Annotated in this window: 10 protein-coding genes and 1 tRNA gene; 6 read left to right on the top strand and 5 right to left on the bottom strand. The window is 60.5% G+C overall.

Annotation, left to right across the window (positions count from 1 at the left end):
• Positions 1–171 precede the first annotated feature (171 nt).
• Complete coding sequence (locus tag IB261_RS06395) at positions 172–918, top strand: murein L,D-transpeptidase catalytic domain family protein (protein WP_081517590.1); 747 nt, start codon at positions 172–174, stop codon at positions 916–918.
• Between the two features lie 69 nt (positions 919–987).
• Here the strand turns inward: IB261_RS06395 and IB261_RS06390 are convergent, their stop codons facing one another.
• Together IB261_RS06390 and IB261_RS06385 are read right to left on the bottom strand one after the other, a co-directional pair.
• The gene (locus tag IB261_RS06390; protein ID WP_151189599.1) at positions 988–3861 is read right to left on the bottom strand and encodes an HD domain-containing phosphohydrolase; all 2874 of its coding nucleotides are present in this window, start codon (positions 3859–3861) and stop codon (positions 988–990) included.
• A 3-nt stretch (positions 3862–3864) separates the two neighbouring features.
• Complete coding sequence (locus IB261_RS06385) at positions 3865–4698, bottom strand: substrate-binding periplasmic protein (RefSeq protein ID WP_192381679.1); 834 nt, start codon at positions 4696–4698, stop codon at positions 3865–3867.
• Between the two features lie 502 nt (positions 4699–5200).
• Here IB261_RS06385 and IB261_RS06380 point away from each other — a divergent pair.
• The 3 genes from IB261_RS06380 to IB261_RS06370 all read left to right on the top strand — a co-directional run bounded on the left by IB261_RS06380 (position 5201) and on the right by IB261_RS06370 (position 8286).
• Positions 5201–6094, top strand: a complete 894-nt coding sequence (locus IB261_RS06380; protein ID WP_081518170.1) for an alpha/beta fold hydrolase — start codon at positions 5201–5203, stop codon at positions 6092–6094.
• A 152-nt stretch (positions 6095–6246) separates the two neighbouring features.
• Positions 6247–6320 (top strand) — tRNA-Gly (locus IB261_RS06375).
• A 115-nt stretch (positions 6321–6435) separates the two neighbouring features.
• Positions 6436–8286 carry a sensor domain-containing diguanylate cyclase gene (locus tag IB261_RS06370; protein WP_192381678.1) on the top strand — a complete coding sequence of 617 codons (1851 nt, stop codon included), beginning with the start codon at positions 6436–6438 and terminating at the stop codon, positions 8284–8286.
• 2 nt (positions 8287–8288) lie between these two features.
• Here the strand turns inward: IB261_RS06370 and IB261_RS06365 are convergent, their stop codons facing one another.
• Complete coding sequence (locus tag IB261_RS06365) at positions 8289–8792, bottom strand: BRO-N domain-containing protein (RefSeq protein ID WP_192381677.1); 504 nt, start codon at positions 8790–8792, stop codon at positions 8289–8291.
• A gap of 538 nt (positions 8793–9330) precedes the next feature.
• On the opposite strand from IB261_RS06365, the gene IB261_RS06360 reads away from it, so the two are divergent.
• Both IB261_RS06360 and IB261_RS06355 read left to right on the top strand, forming a co-directional pair.
• Entirely contained in the window at positions 9331–10341 is a 1011-nt protein-coding gene (locus IB261_RS06360; protein ID WP_192381676.1) for a ParA family protein, read from the top strand.
• Positions 10342–10358: 17 nt separating this feature from the next.
• Positions 10359–11270: an SIR2 family protein gene (locus IB261_RS06355; protein WP_192381675.1), complete on the top strand. Its 912-nt coding sequence runs from the start codon at positions 10359–10361 to the stop codon at positions 11268–11270.
• Between the two features lie 41 nt (positions 11271–11311).
• Here IB261_RS06355 and IB261_RS06350 read toward each other — a convergent pair whose 3' ends face one another.
• Together IB261_RS06350 and IB261_RS06345 are read right to left on the bottom strand one after the other, a co-directional pair.
• Positions 11312–12523, bottom strand: a complete 1212-nt coding sequence (locus IB261_RS06350) for a cytochrome c biogenesis protein DipZ (RefSeq protein ID WP_192381674.1) — start codon at positions 12521–12523, stop codon at positions 11312–11314.
• A gap of 96 nt (positions 12524–12619) precedes the next feature.
• Positions 12620–12892 carry a DUF2790 domain-containing protein gene (locus tag IB261_RS06345; protein ID WP_192381673.1) on the bottom strand — a complete coding sequence of 91 codons (273 nt, stop codon included), beginning with the start codon at positions 12890–12892 and terminating at the stop codon, positions 12620–12622.
• Positions 12893–12931: the final 39 nt, after the last annotated feature.

Below are 12931 nucleotides of genomic sequence, written 5' to 3'. Positions count from 1 at the left end.
TCGCGCAAGGAAACTCGCCGTCTCACGCGCTCTATCGCGCTGGAAAGTTCGTAATTACCGACGGGCGGAACCATACTTGATTAAAAAACAACCACAACACTGGTCAAAAATCGCGCACAATGCGGCGTTTCCCAGAAAAAACCATATCGATTCAACGGGAATGTTGTATTCATGCTGACTTTTTTGAAGTTACGGGGGTTCTTCCGGATTTCGCTCGCCAGTACCGCGCTTTTCGCGATCGGTAGCTGGCAGACTGCGTCCGCTGCCGCCCTGCCCACCGCCGAGGAACTGCACCGCCTCGCGCCGGCGACCAACACCGAAACCCTGCGCCTGGCGCTCAGCGCGCTGCAATGCGCCAGCACCCAGCTCGGCGGCCAGAACCGCCTGCTGACGGTGATCGACTATTCCAAGCCGTCCCGCGACAAGCGCCTCTGGGTCTTCGACCTGAAGCAGCGCAAACTCCTCTTCGAGGAGTGGGTCGCCCACGGCAAGAAGAGTGGCGACGACATGGCCACCTCCTTCTCCAACCGCCCGGAGAGCAACCAGTCCTCCATTGGCCTCTACCAGACGGGTCAGACCTACAGCGGCAAGCACGGCCGCTCCCTGCGCCTGCTGGGCCTGGAGCCGGGTTTCAACGACAACAGCGAAGAACGCGCCATCGTCATGCATGCCGCCGCCTACGCCGATCCCAAGGTCGTCTCCGGTCTCGGTCGCCTCGGCCGCAGCCTGGGCTGCCCCGCCGTGCGCCCACAGGTGGCGCAGAAGCTGATCGACACGGTGAAGAACGGCAGCTACGTGTTCGCCTACTACCCGCAGCAGCAGTACCTGAAGACCTCGCAGTTCCTCGCCGGGCAAAGCTGCACCGTGGCGAAGAACCCGCAGATCAATCGCTACGCCACCAACCTCGCCAAGCGCTGATCTCATCGCTGAAATGCAAACCGCCGGCTGATGCCGGCGGTTTGCGTTTCAGGGGACCGCGGTGTGCGACTAGGCCTTCACCCCATCGAGGATTTCCAGGATCGCGCGCACGTCCACGGCGTCCATCTGTTCGGGATTGAGGAAGCGTTCGCCGTACTCGCGGTACACACCCTGGCTGATGAACAGGCGGAACAGGTCGGCGTCGATGTGCTGGTCGCGGGCCATGAAGGCGAGGATCTTCAGCGACTCGGAGAGTGTCTTCGGCGCCTTGTAGGGGCGGTCGGCGGCGGTCAGCGCTTCGAAGATATCGGCGATCGCCATCACCCGCTCGGGGATGCTCATCTGCTCGCGGGAAAGTTTGCGCGGGTAGCCGGTGCCATCCATCTTCTCGTGGTGGTTGGCCGCGATGGTCGGCACGCGGCGCAGGTTGCGCGGCAGCGGCAGGGTGGTGAGCATCATCAGCGTCTGCACGATGTGCTCGTTGATCTTGAAGCGCTCCTCGTCGTTCAGCGTGCCGCGGCGGATGCCCAGGTTGTACAGCTCGCCATAGTGGCTGGCGTAGGGCGGCAGGCGCATGTCGAAGCCCCAGATATTGCGCGGGTCGTCCTTGGTCACCGGTGGTTTGCGCTCGCCCCACATCACGCGGTGCTCGGCCTTGTCGGCAAGGAGGAACTCCTCCGCCGGCAGCGGCTGCGCCGGCCGCCCCTGCAGGCGCTCGGCCTCGTCGTGGGAGATGCCCAGGCGATCGTCGAAATAGCGCAACCAGCGGCGCTCGCCGATCAGCTTGAGGCGCTCGATATCCTCGTCCTTCATGAATTCACCGCCGACGTTGGCCTGGGCGACGAAGGCATAGTCATCGCGCAGTGACTCGTGCAGCGCGTCGCGGCGGGCGGCGAGCAGGCCGATGTCGCTGCCCTCGGCGATGCCGCGCCAGTAGTCCAGTTCGATGTCGCGCCAGATCACCTCGAAGCGCGTGCGCACTTCGTGCAGGCGGTTGTACAGGGTCTCCAGCTTGGTCGCCTTGTCCACCACATACTCGGGGCTGGTGATCTTGCCGCAGTCGTGCAGCCAGGCGGCGATCTGGAACTCGTAGCGCTCCGCATCGCTCATGGTGAAGCCGGCGTACTCGCCATCGTGCGAATCGATGACCTTCTGCAGCAGCAGGTCGGCCAGTTGCGGCACGCGCTCGCAGTGACCGCCGGTGTAGGGGCTCTTGGCGTCGATGGCGTCGGCCAGCAGCTTGATGATCGCGTCCAGCAACCGCTGCTGGGCTTCGATCAGCTGGCGGGTCTCGATGGCCACGGCAGCGGCGCCGGAGAGTTCCTCGACGAAGCGCTTGAACGGCTTGCGCGGCTGGCGGCTGTGTACGCCTTCCTGGGCCAATTGCAGGACCAGGATACCCAGCAGCTCGTCCGAACGGTTGCGCAGGGAAACCTCCAGGTACTGGCCGCGATTGGCCAGCGCCAGGTCCACCCGCTCGGCCAGTTCCGCCTCGGTGAAGCCTTCGATCAGCATCGATTGCGGGTACTGCTCGCCATTCACCGAGCAGGCCAGGCGCAGGCGGCACTCCTCGTCGTCCAGCAGGTAGACCGCACCGCCCATGACGCCGGTAGCTTCCACCAGGCGCGAGAGTACGCCTTCGAGCATGCTTTCCAGCCGCGTCTCGCGGCTCAGGGTCAGGGTGATCGCCTGGAAGTTGTGGATGGTGCGCGACATGCTGCCCATCACGCTGCTCAGGTCACGAACCTCGGCGATCTTCGATTCCACGCCCACCGGCCGGGCAAAATCGAAGGCCGCCAGCGCGCCGACCTGGTCGGCCAGCGCGGTCAGCGGACGGGCGATGCGCCGGCCGATGTACCAGCCGATCAGCAGCAGGACCAGCAACAGGGTGCCGCTCCACAAAGCCTGGTTGAACAGCAGTTGCCGCGCGCCGGCCAGAAGCTCCACGGCGGGAATGGCGATCAGCACCTTCACCTCGTTGCTGGTGAAGTTCGACAGCGGCACCCAGATGCCGTACCAGTCCTCGCCATTGACCCGGTAAGCCTGCGGAGTACCGGAGGGCACCTTCTCGGCATTGAGTTCACTCAGTGCCGGCACCTTCAACTCGGCCAGCGAGGCCAGGCGCAGCTCCTTGCCCTCGTGGATCATCAGCCGGGACAGGTCCGGGTAGGCGATCACCGTCCCCTTGCCGTCGACCACCGCCAGTTCCGTATTGGCGGTCTGGCGCAGGTCGCCCATCTCGCCACCCAGATCGTTGACCGAGGCATCCATGCCGATCACCGCGGCGCCGTCGACGCTGCGGTGCGCCAGGGTCAGGCCGATCTCGCGGGTGGTGAAGAACACGTAGGGCTGGGTCAGCACCGTCTTGCTGGTGAGGCGCGCTTCGTTGTACCAGGGCCGCTGACGGGGGTCGTAGGTATAGTCGGGGCGCTCCTGCACGCGCAGCAGACGCAGCTCGCTGTCATAGAAACGCCACTCACCGAGCAGCCCGCCCTGGCCGTTGAGCGTCTGGCTCTGCACCAGGTACTTGGCCGCATCCGGCGCCTGCAACGCGCGGCGCACTTCCGGCACGCGCAGTGCGCGGATCAGCAGGAACTCGCCGTTCGGGTAGCCGATGTACACCGCACTCAGGGTGCGGTTGGCGCGCAGGTTCTCCACCAGCATCGGCAGGCGGTCGAGGCGCGCCGGCAGGTTGTCGGTCTGCGAGATGGGGTCGTGGGTCAGCAGGCGCAACGCGCTTTCCGCCGGGTCGATCAGGCGGCGGATTCGCTCGTTGATGGTCGCGCCCAGTTGGCTGGCCGACTCCCCGGCCGCCGTCACCAGCGCCCCTTCCACACCGCGATATCCCTGGATCAGCAACGCCCCCGCCAGCACCAGCATGCTGGCGATGATGGCTCCGGCCACCAGCAGTTGCAGCGGAATACCCCGTTCGAATGCCTTCATCCTTTACCAGCCTCTGTCCGTGGAGCTGTAGCGATAGCCGCTGTCGAGCAGTCCTTCCGCCTGTTGCGGCGGCGCATTCTTACGCATGATCCGGGCCAGGGTGCCATCCAGCCACAATGTCTCCATCAGGCGCATCCATTCGGCGCTTTGCGCCGGGGTGAAGCGCTTGCGCGAGAGCATCAGGTTGTGGGGTGTCGCCGGTCCCGGCATCACATCTATCACATGAAAGCGTTCCCGTTGACGACGATCGCTCACCGCGCCCTCGAGATTCATCTCGTGGCCGATCACACCCTCCACGTCACCGTTGAGCAACGCGCTGAAACGCGTCGCGTCGTCCTTGTATTCCACCACCCGGCCTTCGGCCCTGAGAATGCGCAACATGCCGTCGATGTAGGCACCATGGCGGTAGCCGGCGATCACCCCCAGGCGCGCACCGGGCATGTCGTGGAAGGCATCCAGGCTGGTCATCTCGCCCAGGTCGTCGCGCACGATCAGCTTGTTGCGCATATACAGATAGGGCAGCAGGTAGGTGTAGCTGCGCCGCTGCGGCGTGGCGACGCCGCTGGTGCCCATCAGCAACTCGCCGCTCTCCAGCTTGCTCCAGATTTCGTCGCGCGGGCGGACGGACGTCGCGAACTGGCAGCCGGTGCGCTTGCCCAGCTCGGCGATCAGGTCCGGGTCGATGCCAACGTCGTCATGGAAGAACACCACATTGCGGGTGTAGGCGATGGATATCGGCTGTTCGCAGCCGTAGCGATCCTCGGCCATGGCTTCCGCACACGGCCAGGCGGCCGGAGCCAGGACCAGCAGAGAAACGAACTGTCGGTGAAGTGCCATGGACCCGCTCCGCACGCGGTATCGGCCTCAGGGGGAGCACGGCAGGATCGCTCGTCTTCGGCAGGGGGCATTACAGCTATCACAAGAGTGTAATCCGGCTTCACCAAAGCGCCGGACAATCGCGCAGAGAAATGTCATTTCGTCGGAATCCGCATCGCCGATGTGACTCAGGCGCCCAGCGGTGGTTGCGCCGCCTGAACGGGGCTGCTTAACTCAGGCCCAAGCGTGACCCATGAGTCACACGCTGCATCCAAGAGAGCTTTTCGCGGCACGCCGTTCCCCCAAGCCGCCCCTTCCCTGCCTGATCAATAGCCCGAATCCGCGCCTTCAACGGTGCCGGAAATCGTGCCTATTGATGCTCCAACTAGTTGAAAATCAAGAAATTATTAACTTTCGTCGAGTGACATGAAGCTGTCACGTCAAGACGCTTTCCTCTGCCTGGGTACTTTCTTCGCATCCAATGGTGGATGCGCACCATGACCTGCGTCTGGAGGAATACGACATGAGGCCGGAAACCGCCGTCGTCGAGATTCAGCAACACCGGGTACACACGGAGTTTCACGCCAACAGGGAAGCGCGCCAGACCATCATCCTGGTCAACGGCTCGCTGGCAACCACCGCCTCCTTCGCGCAAACGGTGAAATACCTGCAACCGCACTTCAACGTGGTGTGCTACGACCAGCCGTACGCCGGCCGGTCCAAGGCCCACAACGACTGCCGCGAGTTCATCACCAAGGAGTACGAGGCGCAGCTGCTGCTCGGCCTGATCGAGCATTACCGCGCCGATGTGGTGATGTCCTTCTCCTGGGGGGGCGTCGCCACCCTGCTGGCCCTGGCCGAACGCCCGGCGCGGATCCAGAAGGCCGTGATCAACTCCTTCTCGCCGCTGCTCAACGCCTCGATGCTCGATTACCTGCACCGCGGCCTGGACTACCTGTCCGCCTGCGACCGCACCAACGTCGGCAACCTGGTGAACGACACCATCGGGCAGTACCTGCCGCAACTGTTCAAGCGCTACAACTTCCGCCACGTCAGCGGCCTCGACGAGCACGAATACCAACAGATGCACTTCCACATCTGCCAGGTGCTCAAGCTGAGCGCGGAAAGCTACATGGAGAAGTTCGCGGCCATCGACATCCCGCTGCTGTTCATGAACGGCGAGCTGGACATCTACACCACCCCGGCCGAGGCCAAGCTGTTCCAGCAACTGATCCGTGACTGCGAATTCCGCACCATCCGCAACGCCGGCCACTTCATCGACGTGGAGCACAAGAAGGCCTGGCAGGAAACCCAGGACGCCCTCCTGACCTTCCTCCAGCCCCAGCGCCACCCGGTCCTGGCCAACCCCTACCTGCCCAGCAGCCAGGGCGTGCCCATCGCCGCCATGGTGGGCTGATGCAGCCAGCGCACACAGCCGGGGGCCGGCCCCAGACCTTCCGCCCCCGGTTTTTTATTGCGCCACGTTGTTCACAGCTGCAGCCCGCTCGTAACACCTGAACGTCCGAGGCTTCACTAAGCCCCGCCCTTCTGGTAAAAAGGCACCCCCAAGCGGGCGTCGTATAATGGCATTACCTGAGCTTCCCAAGCTCATGACGAGGGTTCGATTCCCTTCGCCCGCTCCAGAATCCCAAGCAAAAGCCCCCGGCAGCGTGAGTTGCCGGGGGCTTTTGTGTTTTTGGCGTCGCCAAAGCCTGTCTTGTAAACTCCCTGGCACACCTACATCCCCGGACCCGCCGCATGCCCGCCCTCGCCTCGCACCGGCAATCCCTGTCCTGGCTCCTGCTCACCCTCCTCCTTCTATTGATCCGGCCTGCCTGGGCCGATCAGGTGGTCGATGCCGCCAGCGTCACCACGCAGCCGCTGACGCTGACCACCTACGTCTCCGTGCTTGAAGACCCAACCGGCAACCTGACGCTGGCGGACGTGCAATCCCCCGAGCAACAGGCACGTTTCAAGAGCGACCAACCGCCGGGCAGTGCGCTGGCGATGGGGTTCACCCGCTCGGCGTTCTGGTTGAAGGTGCGGTTGAGCAACTCCAGCGACGCACCGTTGCAGCGGTTTCTGGTTGTAGAGAACCCTCGGGTGTCCCATGTGCAGGCGAATATCCCGCAGGCGGATGGTTCGTATAAAACCATCAATACCGGCAGCGATGTGCCGCAGTCGAGCAAGGTCTACCCGAACCGCAATTTCGTCTTCCCGCTGAACCTGCCGGCGCGGTCGGAGCAGGTGGTGTACCTGCGGGTGGAGTCGAGCATCGGTTTGCTGGTGCCGCTGCAGCTGTGGCCGGTGAAGGCGTTCCACGCCTACGAGCGCGACGACTACACCGGCAAGGCGTGGTACTTCGGCATCGCCATGGCGATGATCCTGTTCAACCTGATGCTGCTGTTTGCCCTGCGCGACCCGATCTACCTGCTCTACGTGGTCTTCGTCGGCTGCACGGCCTCGGCACTGGCGATCAAGAACGGGCTGGCGCCGGACTGGGCGATCTTCGGCGTGCCGCTCAACTCGAACATCGTCTACTACTCGGGCGTGTCGCTGGCCCTCGCCGCGCTGCTGCTGTTCGCTCGCAGGATGATGCAGCTCGAACGCATCCTGCCGCGCCTGGACTGGGTGCTGCGCGGGATGATCGTGCTGTACCTGCTCAGCCTTGTCGCCTACGCGTTCGCGCTGCCCTATGTGTCCCGCGCGGGCATCCTGCTGAACTTCGCTACTGCCGTGGTGCTGCTGGCGGCGGCCATCGCCTGCGCCTTCAAGCGCCAGCGCAGTGCGTTCTTCTTCCTCGCCGCCTTTGCGCTGCTGATGCTGGGCGGGGCGATGACCTCGCTGCGCGCCATGGGCATCGTGCCGACCAACCTGTTCACCGTGGACGGCCTGCAACTGGGTTCGGCGATGGAGATGATCGTCCTGGCCTTCGCCCTCGCCGACCGCTTCAACGTGATGCGCCGGGAAAAGGCGCGCGTGCAGGAGGAGCTGATCCGCGCCCAGCAGCAGCTTGTGGATAACCTGCGCACCTCCGAGCACGAACTGGAGCTGCGCGTCGCCGAGCGTACCGATGAGCTGCGCGAGCTGAACAATCAGCTTGAAGCCATGAGCCTGACCGACGCCCTCACCGGCATCGCCAACCGCCGCCGTTTCGACCAGGTACTGGAGCAGGAATGGGGCCATGCGCGCCGCTCGGGCGAATTGCTGGCGTTGGCGGTGGTCGATGTGGACTGGTTCAAGCGCTACAACGACCACTACGGCCATCCGGCCGGCGACGCCTGCCTGCGCGAGATTGCCCAGGCGCTGGCAACGACGGTCAACCGTTCGACCGATCTGGTGGCGCGTTACGGCGGCGAGGAGTTCGTCTTCCTCGCGCCGATGACCGACCTCGCCGGCGTGCGTGGCATGGCGAACAAGCTGCTACAGGCGGTGGAGGCCCTTGCCCTGCCCCACGAGCTTTCGCCGTTGGGGCGAGTGAGCGTGAGCATCGGCGTGGCTGCTGCGCTACCGGGCCAGGAAAGCTCTGTGGGGGCGCTGGTAGAGCGGGCAGATGCGGCGCTGTATGAGGCGAAGAAGCAGGGGAGAAATCAGGTGATAGGCAGTTAGCTTCAATCGATTGGCTGGTCGCCACGCAACTTGCCCAACCAGCCACCAACACCCGCCGATATCGTGCTGAACTTCGGCACGTCGTCCCAGGAAACCCACAGGCGCCCCTGCCAGTCGAGGACCGTCACCCGGTCGGAACGCCAGCTCATCTGGACGCGCCGAGGACGCTGCGGATCGACGCGCCCCTGATCGCGCAGCAGTGGGATCACCTCGTCCGACAACCAGCGCGCCACCGTGCGGTACTCCGCATGGCCGTAGCGGATCAGTGCCTTGTACAGCGCCGGCTCGTTGATTACCTCGACCTTCTCCTCAGTACCTCGGGCCTGCAACAGCCAGACGGTTCGCACCTTATCGCCCGACACCTTCCCCGCCAGGCTCTGCGGATGCCGCAGGCCAAGCAGCCGCGCGAAGTCGTGCGCGACGATCCAGGGCTGGTCGTCGATCAGCACGCCGCGCAAATGGTGGTTGTTACGCGTGAAGGTTGTGGCGGTGTAGAGATCATCCATGGCTGGCCTCCAGGGGCTGGAAAGAGCGATCCATTGCTTCGAGTCGCCAAGCTCGAAATGGGTGGGACTTTCAAAAGGGCGAGCGGATGCGCAGGCGCGAGGCTTCCCGTTCGAGAGAGGTTGGGTCAATATTCGAGCACATTGGGCTGTGCAGATTAATGGACTGTATCCATTTTCTGGCAGTATGTCAATAATCCATAATGAGATTTTTCAATGGCCCAGAGCATGGCCGATAGAGCGATGCAGCTATTAGAGCTGACCAGTCTGAAGGATCTGGCAGAGGTGAATAGCAAGGAATACGTGCGATGGCAGAGCATCAAGCGAGGCAGAGCGAGGCTGGCAGTCGATGAGTTGGAGCAGCTTGCTGCCCATTACCCTCAATACCGCTGGTGGCTAATTACCGGAGAAACTCTCCCTGAATTGGAGCAAATAAGCCCGAGCACATAAATCGTATGAATACCTGTCCATTAACCTTCCCTTTGACATAAAGAAAGTGATAGAAATATCACTTTGCCAGCACACATACTGCAGACCACAAATGAAGACCACTCAGAAAAATCAGAAAAAACAACCTTCTAGGGCAATCTGTTTCTTCAACAACAAGGGTGGCGTCGGGAAGACGACCCTCGTCGCCAACTTAGCAGCTGAGCTTTCTCTAAATCATAACAAGAAAATTCTTGTTATTGATGCTGACCCTCAGTGCAACTTAACGCAATACATTCTCTCCGACGAAGATTTCCTCACCACCTATGGCGCACCTGATCCTCAAACCATATTTAGCGTCATCCATCCTCTTTCGCTGGGAAAAGGCTACAAGACATCACTCCCCATACAACACGTTGAAAACTTTGGGTTTGATGTAATTATTGGAGATCCTCGACTCGCCTTAAAAGAAGATTTATTGGCGCAAGACTGGAGAGATGCAAAAGCTGGTGGCATCCGTGGAATTAGAACAACGTTCGTATTCCATAACATTATCGAGCAGGCGCAAGATTACGACTATATATTTTTCGACATGGGACCATCACTCGGGGCAATTAACCGAGCAATATTGCTTTCCGTCGACTTCTTCTTAGTACCAATGGCTATTGATATATTCTCTAGCTGGGCACTTAAAAACATTGGCGAAGCTGTAAAAGTTTGGGAAAAAGACCTTTCCTTTGGAATGAAAAACTCTGAAGACCCTTCAGAACTACCCAATGTCGTGAGAAAGAAGCTGCAATTCCTAGGCTATGTAACTCAACAACACAAAGAGCGCAGAAAGGAAGGAAGCACCAGAATTGTTGAAGCTTATGAAGAAATAAGCAAAAAGCTCCCAGAGGTTGTTTCAAATCAACTTCATTATTTTTATCCAGACAATCTGAAGCCACACCTTGGCGAAATTAAGCATCTTGCCAGTCTCGCACCGAAGTCACAGACACTGCATCAACCCATGATAAACGTAAACGCCAAAGGCAGTTATACAGTGACTCGAGCGCAAGCTAGAGAAATCTATAAATCACTAGCTAAACGTTTCATCCAGAACCTTGAAATATATCAAGTCAAATAATAATTGAGCTCTGACCAATGCACACTATCAACCCGGATCTAATAAATGATTTAGCAGAGCGTCGCGCTGCTATATTTATCGGTGCAGGCGTCAGCGCAGGTGTAACCACTTTAGCTGGAACAAGAATTAAAGTATGGGGGCAGTTCCTATTAGATGCATCCGAGAGTCTTACAGACCCAAAGCTCAAGAAGCAAACTAAAGACCTAATAAAACAACAAGACTACCTTATGGCCTGCGAAATGATAAGCCGCGGCCTAGGAACTGCAGCTTGGGAAAAGCTATTAGAGGAAGAATACCACCAACGAGGCACCCCTAGTGAACTACAAAAATTAATAATCAACCTCAATCAAAGATTAATCATAACAACAAATTTCGATCTATATCTTGAAGCTGCTTGGGAAGAAGCAAACAAAAACGCGACACATCATCTCAAAACCGTAAAAACCATAACCGAAAAAGCTTTCCAGGCATTTCGGGATTCACAATCATATCTATTCAAAATCCATGGTTCCATTGATGACATTCCGTCCATGATCTTTACGAAAAAGGACTACTCGGACAAAGCATATGGAAACTGGGCATATTCAAAATTCATGGAAACAGTTTTACTGACACACACCGTTCTTTTTATTGGATTCTCACTAGGCGACCCAGCTATCGCCCAGATAATTGAAAACTACGCACATAACATGCCAAATGCAAGACCCCATTACATCTTCCTAGCCGGAAATCAATCAGACAAATTCATTGAAATAAATAAAGACCTGCGAAAAATATATATCATGCCCTATGACAAACGAAACAACCACCAAGAACTCACCGAAATTTTCAAACAAATCTCTGCCGATGTTGATGTTCGCCGTCGCGAGATAAGCATAAAAGCAATAAAACAGAACACACCAGAAGAAAAATCAGCTGAAATTGTGTGACCCAAAAATACAAATCCAATGACAAATATTTATCTAGGGCTTTAATTTTCATATCCTCTCTCCCTCAACAACGCCTGAATCACCTGCTCCTGCTCCTCATACCCGCCCTCGCCGATCGACAGGTGGCGAATCCGCCCCTGGGCGTCGATGAAGTAGTGCGCGGGCCAGTACTGGTTCGCGAAGGAATTCCAGATGCGGTACTGGTTATCCAGCGCCACGGGGTAGTGGATGTCGTGCTGCTTCACCGCTGCGCGGACGTTGGCCGGCACGCGTTCGAAGGGGTATTCCGGGGTATGCACACCGATCACCACCAGGCCCTGGTCGGCGTACTTCTTCGCCCAGGCGTTCACGTACGGCAGGCTGTGCTGGCAGTTGATGCAGTCGTAGGTCCAGAAGTCGACCAGCACTACCTTGCCGCGCAGGTCACGCAGGTTCAGTTCGGGGCTGTTGATCCATTCCACTGCACCTTGCAGTTCCGGAGCCGGGCCTAGGTCAGGCAGGCGTTCGGCGCCGTGGGCCATGTCGCCGGGCATCAGTTGGCTGATGAGCGCGGGCACGCCGTCGATGACCTTGCGCTCCAGGCTGTTCACCAGCGTGGATGAACTGCCGGAAGCCAGCTGCGCGCTGGTGCCGCTGGCGATGCCGACCACCGCCAGCAGCGCGAGTACGCCGGTGGCCCGGCGCAGGCCTTCGATGACGGTCATGCGCGGCCGCAGGTGCTGCATCAGCCGGCGGCCGGCGAAGAGCACGACGCCCAGCACCGTGGCGCTGCCCAGGCCGTAGGCGAACAGCAGCAGGCTGGTCTGCGCGCTCGGGCCTTGCAGCATGGCGCCGGAGAGAATCAGCCCCAGCACCGGCCCGGCACAGGGCGCCCACAGCAGGCCGGCGGCGAAACCCAGCACCCACGTGGAAAGCGCCGGCGGTAGACGGCGGGATTGGCCCTGCAGGCGATCGCCGATCCACGCCCAGGGCTTGGCCAGCGCGTCGCTGAAGCGCGGCCAGAGCAACGCAACGGCGGAAACCGACAGCAGCGCGAGGGCGAAGTAACGGCCCCACTCGCTGGCGGCAATTACCCAGTTGCTGGAGACGGTCGCCAGGCTCGCCAGCACGGCGAAGCCGCTGGCCAGGCCGAGCAGCGTGACCCACGGCGACCACGCCGGGCCGCCGGCGCGCTGCAGCAACAGGGGCAGTACGGGAAGGATGCAGGGGCTGAGCAGGGTCAGCGCCCCGCCGAGAAAGGCGATGAGCAACATGGGCACCTCGGTGGGCCATCGGCCCGTGGGGTTCACGCTTGGGATAAACACCAGGAACCGAACGCCGCGGCCTTCGCTGGCCGCGGCGCAGGGGAATCAGCCGCCTTCGTTGCAGTTGGTGGCGAATTTGCGATAGGCCAGGCTGTGCGGCTGGCCGCTGGAATCCAGGTAATCCATGCGGGCGTTGACGATGCCGCAGTCGTACGGCGAGGCGCTCTCTTCGTGGATGGCCAGGACGCGCTTCACGTCCAGTTTCTGACCGTAGTGGTAAGTCTCGGCGGGCTGGGTGTCGGCGGCCTGGGCGCTGAAGCTGGCGAAGGCGGCGACGACAGCGAAGAGGCAAGCGTTGGCGAGTTGGATGGCTTTCATGGTGGTTCTCCTGTCCTGTGTCGGGTTTGGCCGGCGGGG

Origin of the sequence: Pseudomonas sp. PDM20 (assembly GCF_014852575.3) — a bacterium.
Classification (GTDB): Bacteria; Pseudomonadota; Gammaproteobacteria; order Pseudomonadales; family Pseudomonadaceae; genus Pseudomonas.
This window is presented reverse-complemented; position numbering and strand designations above follow the sequence as displayed.

Bases quoted from the DNA above. Each gene is read 5' to 3' on its own strand.
- IB261_RS06355 (WP_192381675.1), top strand. From the start codon at position 10,359: ATGCACACTATCAACCCGGATCTAATAAATGATTTAGCAGAGCGTCGC.
- IB261_RS06370 (WP_192381678.1), top strand. From the start codon at position 6,436: ATGCCCGCCCTCGCCTCGCACCGGCAATCCCTGTCCTGGCTCCTGCTC.
- IB261_RS06385 (WP_192381679.1), bottom strand. From the start codon at position 4,698: ATGGCACTTCACCGACAGTTCGTTTCTCTGCTGGTCCTGGCTCCGGCC.
- IB261_RS06390 (WP_151189599.1), bottom strand. From the start codon at position 3,861: ATGAAGGCATTCGAACGGGGTATTCCGCTGCAACTGCTGGTGGCCGGA.
- IB261_RS06345 (WP_192381673.1), bottom strand. From the start codon at position 12,892: ATGAAAGCCATCCAACTCGCCAACGCTTGCCTCTTCGCTGTCGTCGCC.
- IB261_RS06360 (WP_192381676.1), top strand. From the start codon at position 9,331: ATGAAGACCACTCAGAAAAATCAGAAAAAACAACCTTCTAGGGCAATC.
- IB261_RS06350 (WP_192381674.1), bottom strand. From the start codon at position 12,523: ATGTTGCTCATCGCCTTTCTCGGCGGGGCGCTGACCCTGCTCAGCCCC.
- IB261_RS06395 (WP_081517590.1), top strand. From the start codon at position 172: ATGCTGACTTTTTTGAAGTTACGGGGGTTCTTCCGGATTTCGCTCGCC.
- IB261_RS06380 (WP_081518170.1), top strand. From the start codon at position 5,201: ATGAGGCCGGAAACCGCCGTCGTCGAGATTCAGCAACACCGGGTACAC.
- IB261_RS06365 (WP_192381677.1), bottom strand. From the start codon at position 8,792: ATGGATGATCTCTACACCGCCACAACCTTCACGCGTAACAACCACCAT.